Genomic DNA, 15,725 nt, shown 5'->3' with positions numbered 1-15,725 from the left:
ATGAAATTCCGCTTCCCCGGCTTCAAGATCCTGGACCGGTACATACTCGGCAAGTTCCTGTCGACCTACTTCTTCGCCATCGCGATGATCATCGTCATCGTCGTCATCTTCGACTACGCCGAGAAGATCGACGACTTCACGGCCACACATGCCCCGATGAAGGCCATCCTGCTGGAGAACTACCTGAACTTCGTCCCCTTCTTCATCAACCAGTTCAGCGGCCTGTTCACCTTCATCGCCTGCATCTTCTTCACCTCGAAGATGGCCTATCAGACCGAAATCGTCGCCATGCTCTCGGGCGGAATGTCCTTCCGACGGCTCATGTGGCCCTACTTCCTCGGCGCGCTGATCATCGCCTCGCTCTCGCTGACGCTCAACCTCTGGGTCATCCCCCGGGCACAGAGCCGCGTGATCGCCTTCCAGCAGAAGTACATCCCCAAAAAACAGAACACACGCTACGACCGACACATCTACCGGCAGATCGAACCCGGAACGTTCGCCTACATCCGCGGCTACAACGGAAACGCCAACCAGGCCTCGTTCTTCGTCCTCGAGCGCTACGAGGACGGCGAGATGGTCCGCTCGCTCGAGGCCGCCGACGCGCGGTTCGACCCCGAAACCAAGCGCTGGACAGCCTCCCGCTACACCAAACGTGAATTTACGGCCGACGGCGGCGAAACCTTCGAACAGTTCCGAAACCTCGACACGCTCATCAACCTCGAAGTGGCCGAACTGGGCGCCATCAACGACCTGATTCAGACCATGAACATCTCCGAGCTGAACCGCTTCCTCGAACAGCAGCGTGCCAAGGGTTCCGACTCGATCAACATCATCGAGGTCGAAAAGCACGCCCGATACGCCTATCCGCTCTCGACATTCATCCTCACGCTGATCGGTGTCTCGCTCTCCTCGCGCAAGGTCCGCGGTGGAACGGGCCTGCACATCGGCATCGGCACGGGACTCTGCTTCTCGTACATCCTCTTCAACCGATTCTTCGAGGAGTTTGCCAAGAGCGGAACGCTCCCCACGGGTCTGGCCGTCTGGCTGCCCAACATCATCTACCTGTTCATCGCCGTCTACCTCTACCGGAAAGCGCCGAAATAGACTCCTCAACACCATGCAGAAACCATCCACCAGCCTCATCGATCGTCTCCGGGAGCACAAACTCCTCTGGAACCTCCTGCTCATCGTCGTGATCATCCTGGCGATGGCCATCGCCGCACATCTGCTCATGCAGATCGGAACCCGCCACGGAGCCCGGCGCACGGTCCCCGACTTCTCCGGCATACCGCTCGACGAGGCCCGCCATCTGGCCCGCAAGCACGACCTCAAACTCCAGATCAACGACTCGCTCTTCGTCCCGGCATACGAGGGCGGAATCATCCTCGACCAACTCCCCGAGGGCGGCGTCGAGGTAAAACCCGGACGGACGGTCTACATCACGATCAACTCCTTCCGCCAGAAGATGGTCCCCGTACCCTATGTCGCCGGGCGTTCGCTCCGGCAGGCCAAGAACATGCTCGAAATCGCCGGTCTGGAGATCGCCGAAATCGTATACCGCCCGGACATCGCCACGAACTATGTCCTCGAGGAGGTGTGTGACGGCAAGCCCGTCCAGCAGAACTCCCGCATCGAGGCCGAAATGGGCTCCGGCGTGACGCTCTACGTCGGTCTCGAGGAGGGCGCCTCCTCGACGATCGTCCCGCAGGTGGTGGGGCAGCCCCTCGCCCAGGCCAAGGGGCGCCTCTGGGAATCGGGCCTCAACGTCGGTCGCATCGACTTCGACGAAGGGATCAATCTGCTCAATCAGAAGGAGGCCCGCGTCTACATCCAGATCCCCGGGGCGGAGCACAGCGCCTCGCTGGGTTCGCGCATCGATCTGCGGCTCACGCTCGACATGGAGAAACTCGGGAAGTACCGCTCCGAGGCCGAAAAGCTGGCCGCTCAGGCGGCCGAAGCCCGCAAGGCCGAGGAACAGCTGGAGGCCGATTCGCTGGCCCGGATCTCGCTGGATGAGACGCTGGAAGGCCCCCGGGAGGCGGACCACACCCGGGAAAACGACGATAACGAAGGCTTTTTCGACTGATGAAGCGCGATTTGCTGAATAACACTTCGCCGTCGAAGCCGACGGGGGCAGAGACGGGGGCAGAGACGAGGGCAGAGACGAGGACGGAAATGGGGACGGAAATGGGGACGGAGACGTCCGCAGAGATGTCCGCAGAGATGTCCGCGGAGATGTCCGCGGAGATGTCCGCGGGCGGGACAACGGAAACGTCGGCGGAGGCCCGTTCTGCGGAGCGGACGGTCAAAGAGAGGCTCGAGTCGGAGGGTGAAGAGGGTGCAAAGGCCCGGACCTCGAACGGAAAAGAGGCCGCTGCCGACGACGAACTGTCCGATATCGACGAATCCGGCGATGAGGGCGAAGAGGAGGCCGGGCTCTATGAGCACTTCGCCGTGACGGCCGACAAGGGGCAGACCCCGATGCGGCTGGACAAGTTCCTCACCGTGAGGATGGAGCACTGCTCGCGCAACCGTATTCAGGCCGCGGCCGACAGCGGAAACATCCTCGTAAACGGCAAGCCGGCCAAGTCGAGCTACAAGGTCAAGCCGCTCGACCGCATTCAGATCGTGCTGCCCTATCCGCGGCGCGAAACGGAGCTCGTGGCCGAGAACATCCCGTTGGACATCCCCTACGAGGACGAGCATCTGCTTATCGTCAACAAACCCGCCGGAATGGTCGTCCATCCCGGTGTGGGGAACTACACCGGAACGCTGGTCAACGCCCTGATGTACCACCTCAACGCCCAGGGGATCCCGGCCGAGGAGCAGAACCGCGCCGGACTGGTCCACCGCATCGACAAGAACACCTCGGGGCTGCTCGTCATCGCCAAGGACGAACAGACCCATGCCCGGCTGGCCAAGCAGTTCTTCGACCATACGATCCAGCGCCGCTACGTCGCACTCGTCTGGGGCAACCTCGAAGAGGATGAGGGAACCATCACCGGAAACATCGGCCGAAGCCCCAAGGACCGGCAGAAGATGTATGTCTTCGCCGACGGGTCGCAGGGCAAGCACGCCGTGACGCACTGGAAGGTGCTGCGCCGATACGGATACGTCACCCTCGTGGAGTGCCGGCTCGAGACGGGACGCACCCATCAGATCCGCGTCCACATGGCCTGGATCGGACATCCGCTCTTCAACGACGAGCGTTACGGAGGCGACCGCATCCTCAAGGGCACGACCTTTGCCAAATACAGGCAGTTCATCGAAAACTGCTTCGCCGTGATGCCACGCCATGCGCTCCACGCCCGGCTGTTGGGTTTCGAGCACCCGGCCACCCATCAGCAGGTCCTCTTCGACAGCGAACTCCCCGACGACTTCAAGGCCCTGCTGGCCCGGTGGGACACCTACGTCGCCGGCGCCCGCGGTCAGGAGGAGCAATAGACCCACAAAACCAGACACATGACCGGATCCGGAAGGCCTGCGTCTCCGGAACAACCCTATTCGCAAGAAGATGTTTCTGCCCACAACCATCAAGGAGGTCCGCGATCGCGGATGGGATCAGCTCGATGTGATCCTCTTCTCGGGCGATGCCTACATCGACCACCCGGCTTTCGGGGCGGCGGTCGTCGGACGGTTGCTCGAGGCCGAAGGCTATCGCGTGGCAATCGTCCCCCAGCCCAACTGGAGGGACGACCTGCGCGACTTCACCAAACTGGGCGCGCCGAGGTTGTTCTTCGGCGTGACGGCCGGAGCCATGGACTCGATGGTCAACCACTACACGGCCAACATCCGGCTGCGCCATGACGATGCCTACACCCCGGGCGGAAAGGCCGGTTTCCGGCCCGATTACGCCGTGACGGTCTACTCGCAGATCCTCAAGCGCCTCTATCCGCACGTCCCGGTCGTTGTCGGCGGCATCGAGGCCTCGCTCAGGCGGCTGACCCACTACGACTACTGGAGCAACCGGCTCAAGCCTTCGGTGCTGGTCGAGAGCGGCGCCGATCTGCTGATCTACGGTATGGGCGAACGCGTCATCCAGCAGGTCGCACGCGCCATGCGCAACGGATACAACGCCAAACTGCTGCGCAAAATCCGACAGGTGGCCTTCCTCTCCGACGAAAGCTACGTCGCGCGGCTCGATCCCGAGCGGACGATCCGTCTCCACTCCTTCGAGAAGTGTGCCGCCGACAAGCGCGCCTTCGGCGAAAACTTCACCGTCATCGAGACCCAGAGCAACCTGATGGAGCCCGAAGCAACGCTCGTCGAACAGGTCGGTGACCGCTATGTCGTCGTGACGCCGCCGAACGCCGCCCTCTCGACCGAGGAGCTCGACCATTCGTTCGACCTCCCCTACGAGCGAGCCCCCCATCCGCGCTACAACGGCCGCGGAGAGATCCCCGCCTGGGAGATGATCAAGTTCTCGGTCAATATCCACCGCGGATGTTTCGGCGGATGCTCCTTCTGCACCATCTCGGCCCATCAGGGCAAGTTCGTCCACTCGCGCAGCGAGCGCTCGATCCTCGCCGAGGTCGAACGCGTCGTGAAAATGCCCGGATTCAAGGGCTATCTCTCCGACGTCGGGGCCCCCTCGGCCAACATGTACCGCATGGGTGGCCGCGACCGTTCGCTCTGCGCCCGCTGCCGGAGGGCCTCGTGTCTCCATCCGGCGAAGTGTCCCAACCTCGACAACGACCACCGGCCGCTGCTCGATCTCTACGCCAAAATCCGCGCCGTGAAGGGGATCAAGAAGGCCTTCATCGGAAGCGGCATACGCTACGACCTCTTCGACGACTCGCCCTACCTGCGCACGGTACTCGTCCACCACACCTCCGGCCGGCTGAAGGTCGCCCCGGAACACACCGAAGAGCGCGTGCTGCGGCTGATGCGAAAACCGCCGTTCACCCTCTTCGAAAAGCTCAATACGGATTTCCACCGCATCTGCCGCGAGGAGAAGCAGCCCTACCAGTTGATTCCCTACTTCATCTCCTCGCACCCGGGGTGCACGGAGCAGGACATGAAGGCGCTGGCCGAAAAGGTGCTGGGGCGCCTGCACTTCAATCTGGAGCAGGTGCAGGACCTCACGCCCACGCCGATGACCCTCTCGTCGGTGATGTTCTACACCGGAGAGAACCCCTATACGCACGAGGCGGTCTACGTGGCCCGCTCGCAGGAGGAGAAGCGCCGGCAGAAGAGTTACTTTTTCAGCCGCACGGCCGAGGCGTCCGGCAGCGTCCGGCAAGGAGGATTCGGAAAGAGGGTGGAGGAAGGAGCCCGTTCAAAGGGGCTGCCGCTTCATCCCGGGTCGGGGAAGCGTCTCACGGAACCGGAAGAGGCCCGCAACCGGTCGGGGAAAGGGGCGGTGCGCGGGAAAGGTGCGGCACAGGAAAAAGGCTCCGCGTTAAAGAGATCCGCGCTGAAGAGACCCGCGCTGAAGAAAAGATGAAAAAAGCCGGTCCTTTCGGGATCGGCCTTTTTTGTTCCGGGAGGATTCATCCATATCCGGAGATCAACGCATCGGGAACGAGAGCGTCCGGGCATCGAGGTAGGCATCCGGAAAGGGGCTCCAGTTCCACGCCTGACCGTTCGAAACCGTAAAGTGCGGACCCAGACGCAGCGTGTTGTTGTCAATCACCGTCACCCGCGACGGCAGATTCTCCCGCTGGATCTCCACGATCGACGACATCGAAATCTTCGGCTTCGTACGCATCGGTCCCATTGTCTCGTAGTCCGGCCGCCACGGTGACAGGTGGGCCAGCGAATCCGGAAGCGTAAAGCCCGGATTCGTATGGCGAAGCAACGTATCCGGTTTGAACACCACTTTCGACTCCGGTTCCAGCAGCAGCGGCTCCGGCTGCTGGGCCTCGACGGTCCCCCCACATGCCGCAATCGCGGCCAACATTACGATGATACGCTTTTTCATACGATCTGCTATTATTTTACTGTTATCCCTTCTGTCAATCAAACGTCAAAACACCTCCCGCAGTATGTGCACCGAACGAACCGAACTGATTGCATCGAGATGGTAACCGAAATAGGTCAGCATCGCATTCAGAAACTCCGAACGCTGCGCACGGTTCAGTCCGAGCGACCCCAGTTCGCGCACGTCGAGGCCCAGCAGCCGGTCCAGCAACGCCGCACGGGCCGGATCCATCGATCCGGGGTGGAGCGGTGGCGTCGGGGTATAAAGCCCCTCCCGGATGTCGAACCACCACCCCGGCCGATAGTCGTTGCCCGGCCGGAAACCCAACAGCCGGCTCAGATTGGCCAGAAACCACAGGTGAAAGTTCGAAACCCCGCTCTCCAGGGCATCCAGCGCCAGCGCCGAGTTCCACACAAAATCGAACAGCGGCTCGTTGGGCTCACTCTCGCGGACCAGCCGGTAGAGCGTCTCGGCCATGAAGAGCGCCATGGTCGACTTGCGTACGTCGAACGGCAGGCTCTGCAACGCAAAACCCGCCCGAACCTCCTTGAAGCGGTCCATCTGCTGGCGCGATGACTCCAGCCCTTCGAACTCCACCGGAAACATCGGCTGGAAAAGAGCCAGTTTCGAACCATGGCCCCGGCGGCTGCGGACCCCCTGGACCATATAGCTGCGGCGTCCCCCAACGTCGGTCAGCAGGTAGGCCACCAGCGACGAATCGCCGTATTTGAGCGTATGCAGCACGATGCCGCGCCCCTTGTAGCTTCTCACCGCAGCGTCTGCGTCACTTCGTCCGCCGTACGTGGACCATCATCCAACCGTCGCGCATGGCCGTCGAAACGGGCTCCATGCCCAGTTCGGAGGCCGCCGCCACGATCGAGGGAACATCCGCCTCGAGGAAGCCGCTCATCAACAGATCGCCTCCTTCGTTGAGCGTCGCCGCATAGGAGGGCATGTCCGAAAGCAGGATGTTGCGGTTGATGTTGGCCAGAATGAAATCGTAGCGGCGGCCGGCGATCCGCCGCACGTCGCCCAGCATCGGCGTGATACGATCTTCGACGCCATTCGCGACGATATTCTCCCGGCAGTTGGCGTCGGCCCAGTCGTCGATGTCCACGGCGTCCATGTGCGTGGCGCCGCACTTCACCGCAACGATCGACAGCACCCCCGTGCCGCTGCCCATGTCCAGCCCGCTGCGCCCAGCTACCCCCAGGTCGAGAATCGCCCGCGACATGAGCCATGTCGTGGCATGGTGACCCGTGCCGAACGACATCTTCGGCATCACAACCACCTCCAGCTCCCCGGCCGGGGCCGCCTCGTGGAACGGTGCCCGGATCCGCAGCCGACCCTCGACGTCCGTGGCCGGAAAGTTCCGCTCCCAGAGGGCGTTCCAGTTCTGGGGCTCGATGGCGATGTAACGCCCATGCACCCCGTAACGCTCCAGCAGGGAATCAACCTCCGACTTGCAGTCGGCAAGCCGCTCCTGAGGAATATAGGCCTTCAGCAGACCACCCTCGGTCTCGAAACTCTCGAACGGATAGTCGGCCAGCTCCGCCGTCAGGATCTCCCCCTGTTCGGCCTCCGTCACCGGAATCTGCAACGATACGTACTCCATATTATGTAAAATTTTCCTATCTTCGTACGGACAAAGTTACGATTATTTCCCCGGATAGCTCCACCATCATGGCAGAAAATACAAAAAAATGGGCCGATGCCGGCCGGCGGTACGCCACCTACATCAAGCTCGAAAAACGACTCTCAGCAAACTCCGTCGAGGCCTACATGCGCGACCTGAGACAGTTCGCGCACTTCATCCTCCGGATGTGGGACGTCCCGCCCCGAAAGGTCGAGGCCGCAATGGTCGAGCGTTACATGGCCTGGCTTTACGACCGGGGCCGCGAAAAAAGCTCCCAGGCCCGCGCGCTGAGCAGCGTCAGGAGCTTCTTCAACTTCCTGATGATCAACGATCAGATCGATGCTTCGCCCGCCGAATTCGTACAAAGCCCCAAGTTCGGACGACAGCTCCCCGACGTCCTCTCCACCGACGAAATCGACCGCATCATCGCCACGGTCGACACCTCGACGGTCAAGGGGCTGCGCGACCAGGCCATGCTCGAAGTGCTCTACTCGTGCGGACTGCGCGTCTCGGAGCTCACCTCGCTCCGGATTCAGGACCTCTTCTTCGGCGAAGGGTACATCCGCGTCATCGGAAAGGGCGACAAACAACGGATCGTTCCCATCAGCGCCGTGGCACGCGAACGCATTCACCGCTACCTCGACAAGCGTCCCGGAGCCCGTTCGAACGAAGACATCCTCTTCCTGAACAACCGCGGCGGTAAACTTACCCGCGTGATGGTCTTCACCATCCTCAAGGAGGCCGCCCAAAGAGCCGGCATTCACAAGCACATCAGCCCCCACACCTTCCGCCACTCCTTTGCCACCCATCTGCTCGAGGGAGGGGCCTCGATCCGCCAGGTGCAGGAGATGCTCGGTCACGAAAGCATCCTCACCACCGAAATCTACACCCACCTCGACAACAGCCATCTGCGACGTACCGTCGAGGAGCATCTGCCCGTCTGAATGGAAGGAAACAAGAGACGACGGAAAAAACAGGCGGAAAGGGAGGGCCGAAAGAGCCGGGAAAATCGAAAGGGAAAGGAGAGACGGCCCGGAACTGGAGCAGGGCTGGGTCCAAACGGCTCAAAACGGGACGAAACCGGATCGGAGCCGGGGCAAAGCCGGCGATCCGCAGTTACAACGGCCGGATCCGCGACTGGGGCGTAAGGCGCAGAGCCGCGTAGTCCAGCCCCGAGATCACCACCCAGACACCCCCTTCGGCCACCATTCGCGGAAGCAGTACGGCAAGATCTCCCCCCTCCGCCCGCATCCGTTCGAAGGCCGGTCGGCAATCCGCCGGGAAGTCCGCCACCAGCAGCCCCGCATAAAACTCCGTCGCCGCCAGCCGGTCGGGCATCGGACACTGTTCCACCAGAAAACTCCCGTCGGCATAAAAGGTGACCAACGGTTGGCGCAACACCCCCTGCGGCGTCCAGAGCAGATTAGAGGCTATCCTGCGGCGGAAGGGCTTTGCGGAAGAATTCATCGGCAAATATACGGATATTGAGCTGTTGCTCGTAGAGGCGATCTACGGCCGGAGCCGCTGGAAGCGTGTGCGTCAGCTTCAGATCCCGAACCGTGACGGAGGGCCGCTGCGCCTTCTCGCCGAAGGTCAGAAAATGGACATGAAGCCGCCGATGCGTCGTGTCGGTCGTAAACTGCCGCGTAAAACGCTCCTCCCGGTTGCGGCGGAGCATCGTCGTATAGGTCCCCGTCCGCGTGCTGTCCCGACGCTCCAGCCACATCAGGGCCTTCAGACCCCGCGGATTCCGGTCCAACGAATCAATCTCGTAGCGCAGCGACAGATCATACTCGCCAGGCTCGACATCCACCGTAAAACTCAACAGCGAGGTATCCCGAAGCGAGCGAACCCGAATCAGCGAATCCGAACGAAGCGTCTCCGTAAAGGTCCGCCGAGCCACGTTGTCGATCGTATCCAGAATGGCTACCTCCCGGTTGTAGATCTTCCCTTCGGCCTCCAGCAGGTCGATCGCACGCTCCACCACATCGCCCAGACGCGCACTCTTGCGTTTCGAAAAGTTGCCGATCGTATAGTGGACATCGTCGGTCGTATAGCCGTAGCGCGCAAAGATCGGTTCGTACAGACGCAGCGAATCCGTCGGAACCTTCTCCACATTGAGGTAGGCATTCGTCAGGAACGCATCGTGGAAGATCAACGCCAGTTCGTCGTCCGGAATGATCGTATGCCGGTTGCAGCCCGCCAGAAGCAGGCCCGTCAACGCATACAGCAGATATCGTTTCATCTTCATCATCGGGTTGTTTTCTTTATCATGCTGCGGACCGTCACGTTCGCAAGCAGCGCCGCTACCACCGCAAAGGCCGCCGCAACGACCACCAGATCCGTCATGCGGAACTCCACCGGATAGCTCTTCGTGAGGAAACTCTCCGCCGGAATCTCGATCAGACCCAGATGCTGCTGCAGAAGGCTCAACGTCACCCCTACGACCAGTCCGATCACACCCCCCAGGCCGCAGATCAGCAGCCCCTCGGTGCGGAAGATCGACCGGATCAGATCCGTATCGGCTCCCAGCGCCCGCAGCGTCTCCACGTCGCCGCGCTTCTCGACGATGAGCATCGACAGCGCCCCCACCACCGAAAACGAGGCCACAACCAGAACCAGCAGCGCAATGAAGAAGATGCCCCACTTCTCATAGGTCATGATCCGGTAGAACGATGCCCGCAGTTCGTCGCGTGTCCGGACCTGGAACCCGTCGCCAGCCGATGCCGCGACCGCTTCGCGCGTCCGCTCGGGGCTGGCCCCCGGGGTCAGCCGGATCTGGACGGCCGAAACCCGGTCCGGCGTCTCGAAGAGCGACTGCGCCAGCCGCAGCGAGGTCAGCACGTAGGTCCGTTCCGTATCGAGGTCCAGCACGTAGACACCCCCCACGGGCTCCGTGCGGCGCGTATAGTTGTCCATCGGCAGCAGCGTCGAGAAACTCCCCCGGCGCACGGCGTACATCGTCACGTCGGCATCCGCCAGCGAGCGAATCCCCAGCATCCACGCCATCGACTGTCCGATGACCAGCCGCTCGAGATCGCCCAGGCGCACCCGCCACTGGCCCGTCACCACGGCATCCGACAGGTCGAAAACCTCGCCGTAGAAGTCATCCACGCCCCGCAGCGTCGCCGTGGCCTGGCGCCCCCCGTGTTCGAGCAGCACGCTCTGTTCCAGCGTGAGCGACAAGGCTCCGACCCCCGGAATCCGCCGCAGCGCCGCCGTGTCGAGATCCGTCACCGAGAAGGTCTGACCCCGCCGCGGCGTTAGCGTCAACTCCGCGTCAAAGGCCGAATACATCGACTTGACCAGCGTCTCGAATCCGTTGAAGACCGACAGCAGGATCACCATCGCCGCCACGGGAATCGCCACGGCAGCCACGCTCAACCCCGAAATCAGATTCACGACCGAACGTGAACGGGGTGAGAAGAAATATCGCCGGGCTATGTAGCGGGAAAGCATGGCAGACCGTGTCTCAGTCCTCCTTCAACGCCTTCTCGATGTGCTCGATATACTCGAGCGAGTCGTCCAGGAAGAACTGGATCTCCGGGATATTCTTCAGCTGGTTGCGGATCCGCTGCCCCAGGGCCCGACGGATGAACCAGCTCTGGTGCTCGAAGCGCTCCATGAGCGCCTGGCTCTGCTCGAAGGGGAAGATGCTCACGTAGATCTTCGCATAGCTGAAATCCGGAGATACCCGGACGCCCGTCACCGTGACCAAGGCCCCGCGGACCAGCGAGGCCCCCTCCTTCTGGAAGATATCCGCCACATCCTTCTGGATCTGTTTGGCGATTTTCTGTTGTCGCGTTGTTTCCATAATTTCCTCGTTTTACAGTCCGAACTTGAATACCTCCTTGTTCTTCTCGCGTTTCGGCCGCGGCTTCCACGTCTCGAATCCCTCCTTGTTGAAGCGGTAGCTCAATCCGACGGAGATCGTCAGGTTGTCCAGCGGCGATCGCATCGGCGTCGTATAGAAGGGGTTCTCCGGCCCGTCGTCGGCATTGTCGTAGTAACGGTTGCGGTTGCGCACGATATCCGAATAGCCGAAGTAGTAGCGAACCCGGAAGTTCAGCTCGAAGCACCGGATCAGAAACGCGATGCCGCCGCCCCCCGCCAGACCGTAGCCCCAGCGGTTGTCGCGCGGCACCTTGAACGTATAGGTGCCCCCTTCGGTCCCCTTCTCACGCGTCTGCGTGTCGATGAAATACTCCTGCTCCCACGTCGACGAGAAGTTGTAGAAGAAGGTCGCCGCGGCCTCCAGATAGACCCGGACATGGTTCCGAAGCAGATAGGCGTGCGGCTGCCACACCACCGGAAGAACCACCGAATTGATCCGTCGCGTATAGTAGAGATAGTTGGCCGTCTCCTTCTCGTCGACCTGCGAGGCGTTCGTCGCAAACGAATAGGCCTGCTGCTGGAACTCCAGATCGACGCCGAAGCCCCCCACGAAACGCTGATGACCGTAGTAACGCCACGTCAGACCCCCGCTGTAGAGACCCCAGAGCGCCCGCGTCTCCTGCTTCGGGTCAAATCGTCCGTTGCCCATGCCGTAGCCCCCGATGACGCCCAGCGTATGCTGCGAACTGGCCGCTTCGACGGCTAACAGTCCCGCCGCCGACAGCAGCCATATCCGCATATGTCGTCTTCCTGTCATGTTATCTGAAATTGCTGAACATGCTTCCGGCCGAACCGAAGCTGCTGTTGTTCATATTCTGCGGCTGCTCCTTCTTCTTCGGACCCTCCTTGGCCCGCTTCTCCGCCTCACGGCGCAGGCGCTGGAGCTCCCGCTCGTCGAGCATCCGCGACAGCGACTGCATCGTCACCGGAGCAAAGATCCGGTCCATATCCATCGTGAACTCGATCTCCCAGTTGGTCTTCGTCGCAAAGGTATCCTCACCCTCCGCGTTGACATACATCTCGGCTCGCTCCGGCTGGCGACGCTCGACCAGATTGCCCGTATCCCACTTGCCGTTGCCGTTGCGGTCCTCGATGATGCGGAACTTGATCTCCCCGGCCGGCACGTAGTTGAACTGGATGTCGCCCGCAACAACGTCGCGCCGCTCCTGCTTCAGCGTCCCGCTCCCGTCGAGCAGCTGCACGATGTAGCGCATCTGCGGATCCCGGGCCGCAACGTGGATCTTCACCGTGGCGAACTTCTCCGGATCGTAGACCGTATATTTCCCCACGATTGAGTCGTTGGCGTAGCCCGCCACGTCGCGGAAAACACTGTCCGGGATCGTCAGCGTATACTGCCCCCCCGGAACCCAATCCGCACGCAGGTACCACCGCCTCAGCATCGCCGTGTCGTGGACCATGTGGATCGGGACATCCTCGATCGTATTGTCCTCCAGCTGCCGCGTCAGCAGCATCCGCGACGTGTCGGCCTCGACCAGCGGGTAGTCGAAGTCGATCGTCAGGTGGTTCTCCGGATTCAGATCCCCGGACGTCGGCATGTTGAAGACGAAGGGATTCTCCTGCTTCGGCTCCACAAACTCCTCGCCCGCCGTCTCGGCCTTCTTCCGGGCTCGCTCGATCTTCTCCCGCGCACGCTCCTGCTCCTTGGTCTCGATCAGCCGCCACGAAAGCTTCAGTTGCGTCGTGTCGGGCTGCAGGCGGTTCAGCGTATCGTGTTTCAGATAGACGAGCTGACCCTTGATCGTATCCGGAAGCTCGGCCGACGGGACGTTGAACCACAGCGCGATGGTATCCTTGCCGACGGTCTGCGGATCGACGATCACCCGATCCTCCGGAATGCTGTCGAATCGCAGCGACCGGATCACCGGATGCGCCGCCGAAAAGTAGAGCATCGCCTGGTGCTGCTTCGGACGCTGGCTCTCCGACAGCACCTGACGCTTGAAGGCCTGGTCGGTGAACATCCGGAAGTAAAGCTGCGGCTCGGCCGAGACGTACTGCCGGATCGAATCGTACCACATCGCAAAGTCGGGCATCTCGGCCGGATTCCACACCCCGTCGATGAAGCCCACCTGGTCGGTTCCCGGATCGTACATCTGGTTGTCGTTCTTGTCCTCCACGGCGTAGATCCGGTAGGGGATCGGCTTGAGGTTCTGCGCAATGAAGATGCCGTTGTTCTCCGCCCGCCCGATCACCGCCGGCTGGTAGTTGAAGAGCGTCGAGTCATACTCCGCCACATCCTTCACCGAATCGGCCGGGTAGAACCAGATGAACGACTTCGAAACCGAATCGGCCCGGTAACCGTCGGCCGTATAGCCCGACATAACCATCGAGTCGATCTCCGGGCCCGTCGAAAAGACGTAACGCATCGAATAGAGCGGATTGCCCTCGTTATTGTCACGGATCGCACTGCCGAAATTCAGCGCATAGGTCGTGTTCGGACGAAGCGTGTCCCGCATCTGGATCACGATGCCGCGGCCACGCATCGTGATCGTCGGCTTCTTCTTCATCTGCGGCGAGGTGAAGAACTCCTTCTGCTGGTCCTTGATCTGCACGAACTCGTTGAACTCGATGTAGATCTTCCCGTAGTTCACCGTCGGGACGTTCGTCGTGAAGTTGTCCGGAAGCATCGTCACGATCACCGGCGGCAGCGAGTCCCGAGGACCCCCCGTCGGCGTCATCGTGCTCGCACAGCGGCTCAGAAAGGCCGTGGCAAAGAGCAAAAACACGACCGCTCGCAGAAAATTCATCTTCCCGGCGCTATGGGGTGTCTCCCGTCTCATCATGGTTGTTGGTTTTGCTTTTCGGCCTCCGGATCATAGGTCGGATTGACCACCAGCCAGCCGTTCGTATCCGTCGCATCGTGCCACAGCCCCCGCCACGGCCGGAACACCAGCGCCGGGAAGGTCAGCGCATCCGTCTGCGTGAGATCCACCGTCTGCTGCGTATAGGCGTACATCCGGTCGCTGCGGTCCGCTACCACCACCATCAGACTCCCGGCACTGACCGACATCTTGTAAAGGCCCGTGCCGCTGTCGGCGTAGCCCCGGAAACTCGGGATCGTCCGCGTGTCGGTCGTGTCGGCCTTCGAGGTGATCCGACCGCTCACCGCATCGTCGTACGAGGCGATATACCACGCCGTCGTATCGGCCGCATAGGCGTAGACCTCCATCTTCGAGATGGCCGTCTCGGCGGCCCCCTCGCTCAGCTGCGCCTTCGCATCCACGTAGCAGTCGCGGTAGACCGGCGGCGCATAGAATTCGTTGTAATAGCTCCAGTTGCCGTCCTTGTAGGAGTTGCCCTCCTTCCACGTCCGGAAGGTCAGAGCCACGTAGAGGTTCGGCAGATTCACCTCCACCTCCTGCTGCGTATAGGCGTAGAGCCGGTGGACCGGATCCACCGCCACGACCATCTGCGTCGGAGACCGCAGCTCGAGGCTCACCCACCCTGTCGTCCCCTCCCGCTCGTAGGGCGCCGACGTCGACACGGGCGTCGTGATCCGCTCCGAGGGCCGCCCCTTCAGGCTGATGACGCCGTTGAGCGCATCCTCGTAGCTCGACACCGTATAGAGCGCCGTATCGGCGTCGAAGGAGTAGGCCTTCAGCCCCTCGAACGGCGTGTAGGGATCCGTCGAAAGGGCCTGGGACAGCGGCTTGAGGATATAGTTCGTCCGGATCGAGGTGTCCTTGAAACACCCCGACGCCAGCAGCCCAAGTCCCGTCAGCAGTATGTACCCGATGCGTTTCATCCGGCGTGTTATCGTTTCTCTTCGTTGCGAAGCCGTTCCAACATCTCTCCCACGGTCAGCCCCGTCACCGGATGCCGCCGCTGGCGCATGATCTCGTTCAGCGGAACCAGCGCAAACTCCCGTTCGGCAAGCCGCGGGTGGGGCAGTGTCAACCGTTCGTCCGACAGCACCACGTCGTCGTAGAAGATCACGTCGATGTCGATCGGCCGCGAACAGTAGGCTGCACCCGACGTCGCCTTCTCGATGGCCTCCGCAGCCCGGTTGCGCCCCAGGTCCCGTTCGATCGCCTGGCAGGCGTCCAGCACCTCGTGCGGCGTGAGGTCGGTCGAGACCTCCAGCGCCTGGTTCGAGAAGCGCGTCGAGCTCCGGAAGCCCCACGCCTCGCTCTCGTAACGGTGCGAACAGCGCAGAACCGCGCCTACCCGCGAATTGATCAACTGTTGTGCCGTTTGGAGGGTCCGCTTCACGTCCCCCAGGTTGCCGCCCATTAACAATGCCACTCGTGCCAT

General features: G+C 61.7%; 16 protein-coding genes. 5 read left to right on the top strand and 11 right to left on the bottom strand.

The window, feature by feature from the left end:
* The 4 genes from PUQ42_RS00540 (at window position 1) to PUQ42_RS00525 (ending at window position 5,446) form a co-directional block, all read left to right on the top strand.
* Window positions 1–1,104, top strand: a complete 1,104-nt coding sequence (locus tag PUQ42_RS00540; protein WP_087311100.1) for an LptF/LptG family permease — start codon at window positions 1–3, stop codon at window positions 1,102–1,104.
* Window positions 1,105–1,117: 13 nt separating this feature from the next.
* Window positions 1,118–2,086, top strand: a complete 969-nt coding sequence (locus PUQ42_RS00535) for a PASTA domain-containing protein (RefSeq protein ID WP_273369882.1) — start codon at window positions 1,118–1,120, stop codon at window positions 2,084–2,086.
* A 101-nt stretch (window positions 2,087–2,187) separates the two neighbouring features.
* Window positions 2,188–3,444 (top strand): RluA family pseudouridine synthase, encoded by a 1,257-nt coding sequence (locus tag PUQ42_RS00530; protein WP_273369881.1) that lies wholly within the window; start codon window positions 2,188–2,190, stop codon window positions 3,442–3,444.
* 70 nt (window positions 3,445–3,514) lie between these two features.
* Complete coding sequence (locus PUQ42_RS00525; RefSeq protein WP_273369880.1) at window positions 3,515–5,446, top strand: YgiQ family radical SAM protein; 1,932 nt, start codon at window positions 3,515–3,517, stop codon at window positions 5,444–5,446.
* Between the two features lie 63 nt (window positions 5,447–5,509).
* Here the strand turns inward: PUQ42_RS00525 and PUQ42_RS00520 are convergent, their stop codons facing one another.
* From PUQ42_RS00520 to prmA, 3 genes are read right to left on the bottom strand one after another with little or no spacing between them, the layout of a single operon-like run.
* Entirely contained in the window at window positions 5,510–5,923 is a 414-nt protein-coding gene (locus PUQ42_RS00520) for a hypothetical protein (RefSeq protein ID WP_232009122.1), read from the bottom strand.
* A gap of 45 nt (window positions 5,924–5,968) precedes the next feature.
* Window positions 5,969–6,694 carry a DNA repair protein RecO gene (gene recO, locus PUQ42_RS00515; RefSeq protein ID WP_087404566.1) on the bottom strand — a complete coding sequence of 242 codons (726 nt, stop codon included), beginning with the start codon at window positions 6,692–6,694 and terminating at the stop codon, window positions 5,969–5,971.
* A gap of 13 nt (window positions 6,695–6,707) precedes the next feature.
* Window positions 6,708–7,538 (bottom strand): 50S ribosomal protein L11 methyltransferase, encoded by an 831-nt coding sequence (prmA, locus tag PUQ42_RS00510; RefSeq protein WP_122119977.1) that lies wholly within the window; start codon window positions 7,536–7,538, stop codon window positions 6,708–6,710.
* Between the two features lie 68 nt (window positions 7,539–7,606).
* On the opposite strand from prmA, the gene xerD reads away from it, so the two are divergent.
* Window positions 7,607–8,503 (top strand): site-specific tyrosine recombinase XerD, encoded by an 897-nt coding sequence (gene xerD / locus PUQ42_RS00505; RefSeq protein WP_087404564.1) that lies wholly within the window; start codon window positions 7,607–7,609, stop codon window positions 8,501–8,503.
* Between the two features lie 172 nt (window positions 8,504–8,675).
* Here xerD and PUQ42_RS00500 read toward each other — a convergent pair whose 3' ends face one another.
* Genes PUQ42_RS00500 through folK form a run of 8 tightly spaced genes read right to left on the bottom strand, consistent with a single transcriptional unit; the run spans window position 8,676 to window position 15,725 of the window.
* Window positions 8,676–9,026, bottom strand: coding sequence for a hypothetical protein (locus tag PUQ42_RS00500; RefSeq protein ID WP_087311567.1), 351 nt, complete (start codon window positions 9,024–9,026; stop codon window positions 8,676–8,678).
* Entirely contained in the window at window positions 8,983–9,810 is an 828-nt protein-coding gene (locus PUQ42_RS00495) for a DUF4296 domain-containing protein (protein WP_232009123.1), read from the bottom strand. The genes PUQ42_RS00500 and PUQ42_RS00495 overlap by 44 nt, the downstream gene beginning before the upstream one ends.
* Window positions 9,810–11,018: an ABC transporter permease gene (locus PUQ42_RS00490; RefSeq protein ID WP_273369877.1), complete on the bottom strand. Its 1,209-nt coding sequence runs from the start codon at window positions 11,016–11,018 to the stop codon at window positions 9,810–9,812. The genes PUQ42_RS00495 and PUQ42_RS00490 overlap by 1 nt, the downstream gene beginning before the upstream one ends.
* A 13-nt stretch (window positions 11,019–11,031) precedes the next feature.
* Window positions 11,032–11,373, bottom strand: coding sequence for a 30S ribosome-binding factor RbfA (gene rbfA / locus PUQ42_RS00485; protein ID WP_087311563.1), 342 nt, complete (start codon window positions 11,371–11,373; stop codon window positions 11,032–11,034).
* Between the two features lie 12 nt (window positions 11,374–11,385).
* Window positions 11,386–12,210, bottom strand: coding sequence for a porin family protein (locus tag PUQ42_RS00480; protein ID WP_273369875.1), 825 nt, complete (start codon window positions 12,208–12,210; stop codon window positions 11,386–11,388).
* Window position 12,211: 1 nt separating this feature from the next.
* Complete coding sequence (locus PUQ42_RS00475; RefSeq protein WP_239403318.1) at window positions 12,212–14,218, bottom strand: Ig-like domain-containing domain; 2,007 nt, start codon at window positions 14,216–14,218, stop codon at window positions 12,212–12,214.
* Between the two features lie 32 nt (window positions 14,219–14,250).
* Window positions 14,251–15,216, bottom strand: a complete 966-nt coding sequence (locus PUQ42_RS00470; protein WP_087311559.1) for a hypothetical protein — start codon at window positions 15,214–15,216, stop codon at window positions 14,251–14,253.
* Window positions 15,217–15,224: 8 nt separating this feature from the next.
* Entirely contained in the window at window positions 15,225–15,725 is a 501-nt protein-coding gene (gene folK / locus PUQ42_RS00465) for a 2-amino-4-hydroxy-6-hydroxymethyldihydropteridine diphosphokinase (protein ID WP_087404559.1), read from the bottom strand.

Origin of the sequence: Alistipes megaguti (genome assembly GCF_944320325.1) — a bacterium.
In the GTDB taxonomy this organism is placed as follows: Bacteria; Bacteroidota; Bacteroidia; order Bacteroidales; family Rikenellaceae; genus Alistipes; species Alistipes megaguti.
This window is presented reverse-complemented; position numbering and strand designations above follow the sequence as displayed.

Bases quoted from the DNA above. Each gene is read 5' to 3' on its own strand.
- PUQ42_RS00535 (WP_273369882.1), top strand. From the start codon at position 1,118: ATGCAGAAACCATCCACCAGCCTCATCGATCGTCTCCGGGAGCACAAA.
- PUQ42_RS00480 (WP_273369875.1), bottom strand. From the start codon at position 12,210: ATGACAGGAAGACGACATATGCGGATATGGCTGCTGTCGGCGGCGGGA.
- PUQ42_RS00495 (WP_232009123.1), bottom strand. From the start codon at position 9,810: ATGAAGATGAAACGATATCTGCTGTATGCGTTGACGGGCCTGCTTCTG.
- prmA (WP_122119977.1), bottom strand. From the start codon at position 7,538: ATGGAGTACGTATCGTTGCAGATTCCGGTGACGGAGGCCGAACAGGGG.
- PUQ42_RS00490 (WP_273369877.1), bottom strand. From the start codon at position 11,018: ATGCTTTCCCGCTACATAGCCCGGCGATATTTCTTCTCACCCCGTTCA.
- PUQ42_RS00530 (WP_273369881.1), top strand. From the start codon at position 2,188: ATGGGGACGGAGACGTCCGCAGAGATGTCCGCAGAGATGTCCGCGGAG.
- PUQ42_RS00475 (WP_239403318.1), bottom strand. From the start codon at position 14,218: ATGAATTTTCTGCGAGCGGTCGTGTTTTTGCTCTTTGCCACGGCCTTT.
- PUQ42_RS00520 (WP_232009122.1), bottom strand. From the start codon at position 5,923: ATGAAAAAGCGTATCATCGTAATGTTGGCCGCGATTGCGGCATGTGGG.
- folK (WP_087404559.1), bottom strand. From the start codon at position 15,725: ATGGCACGAGTGGCATTGTTAATGGGCGGCAACCTGGGGGACGTGAAG.
- xerD (WP_087404564.1), top strand. From the start codon at position 7,607: ATGGCAGAAAATACAAAAAAATGGGCCGATGCCGGCCGGCGGTACGCC.
- rbfA (WP_087311563.1), bottom strand. From the start codon at position 11,373: ATGGAAACAACGCGACAACAGAAAATCGCCAAACAGATCCAGAAGGAT.
- PUQ42_RS00470 (WP_087311559.1), bottom strand. From the start codon at position 15,216: ATGAAACGCATCGGGTACATACTGCTGACGGGACTTGGGCTGCTGGCG.
- PUQ42_RS00540 (WP_087311100.1), top strand. From the start codon at position 1: ATGAAATTCCGCTTCCCCGGCTTCAAGATCCTGGACCGGTACATACTC.
- PUQ42_RS00525 (WP_273369880.1), top strand. From the start codon at position 3,515: ATGTTTCTGCCCACAACCATCAAGGAGGTCCGCGATCGCGGATGGGAT.
- PUQ42_RS00500 (WP_087311567.1), bottom strand. From the start codon at position 9,026: ATGAATTCTTCCGCAAAGCCCTTCCGCCGCAGGATAGCCTCTAATCTG.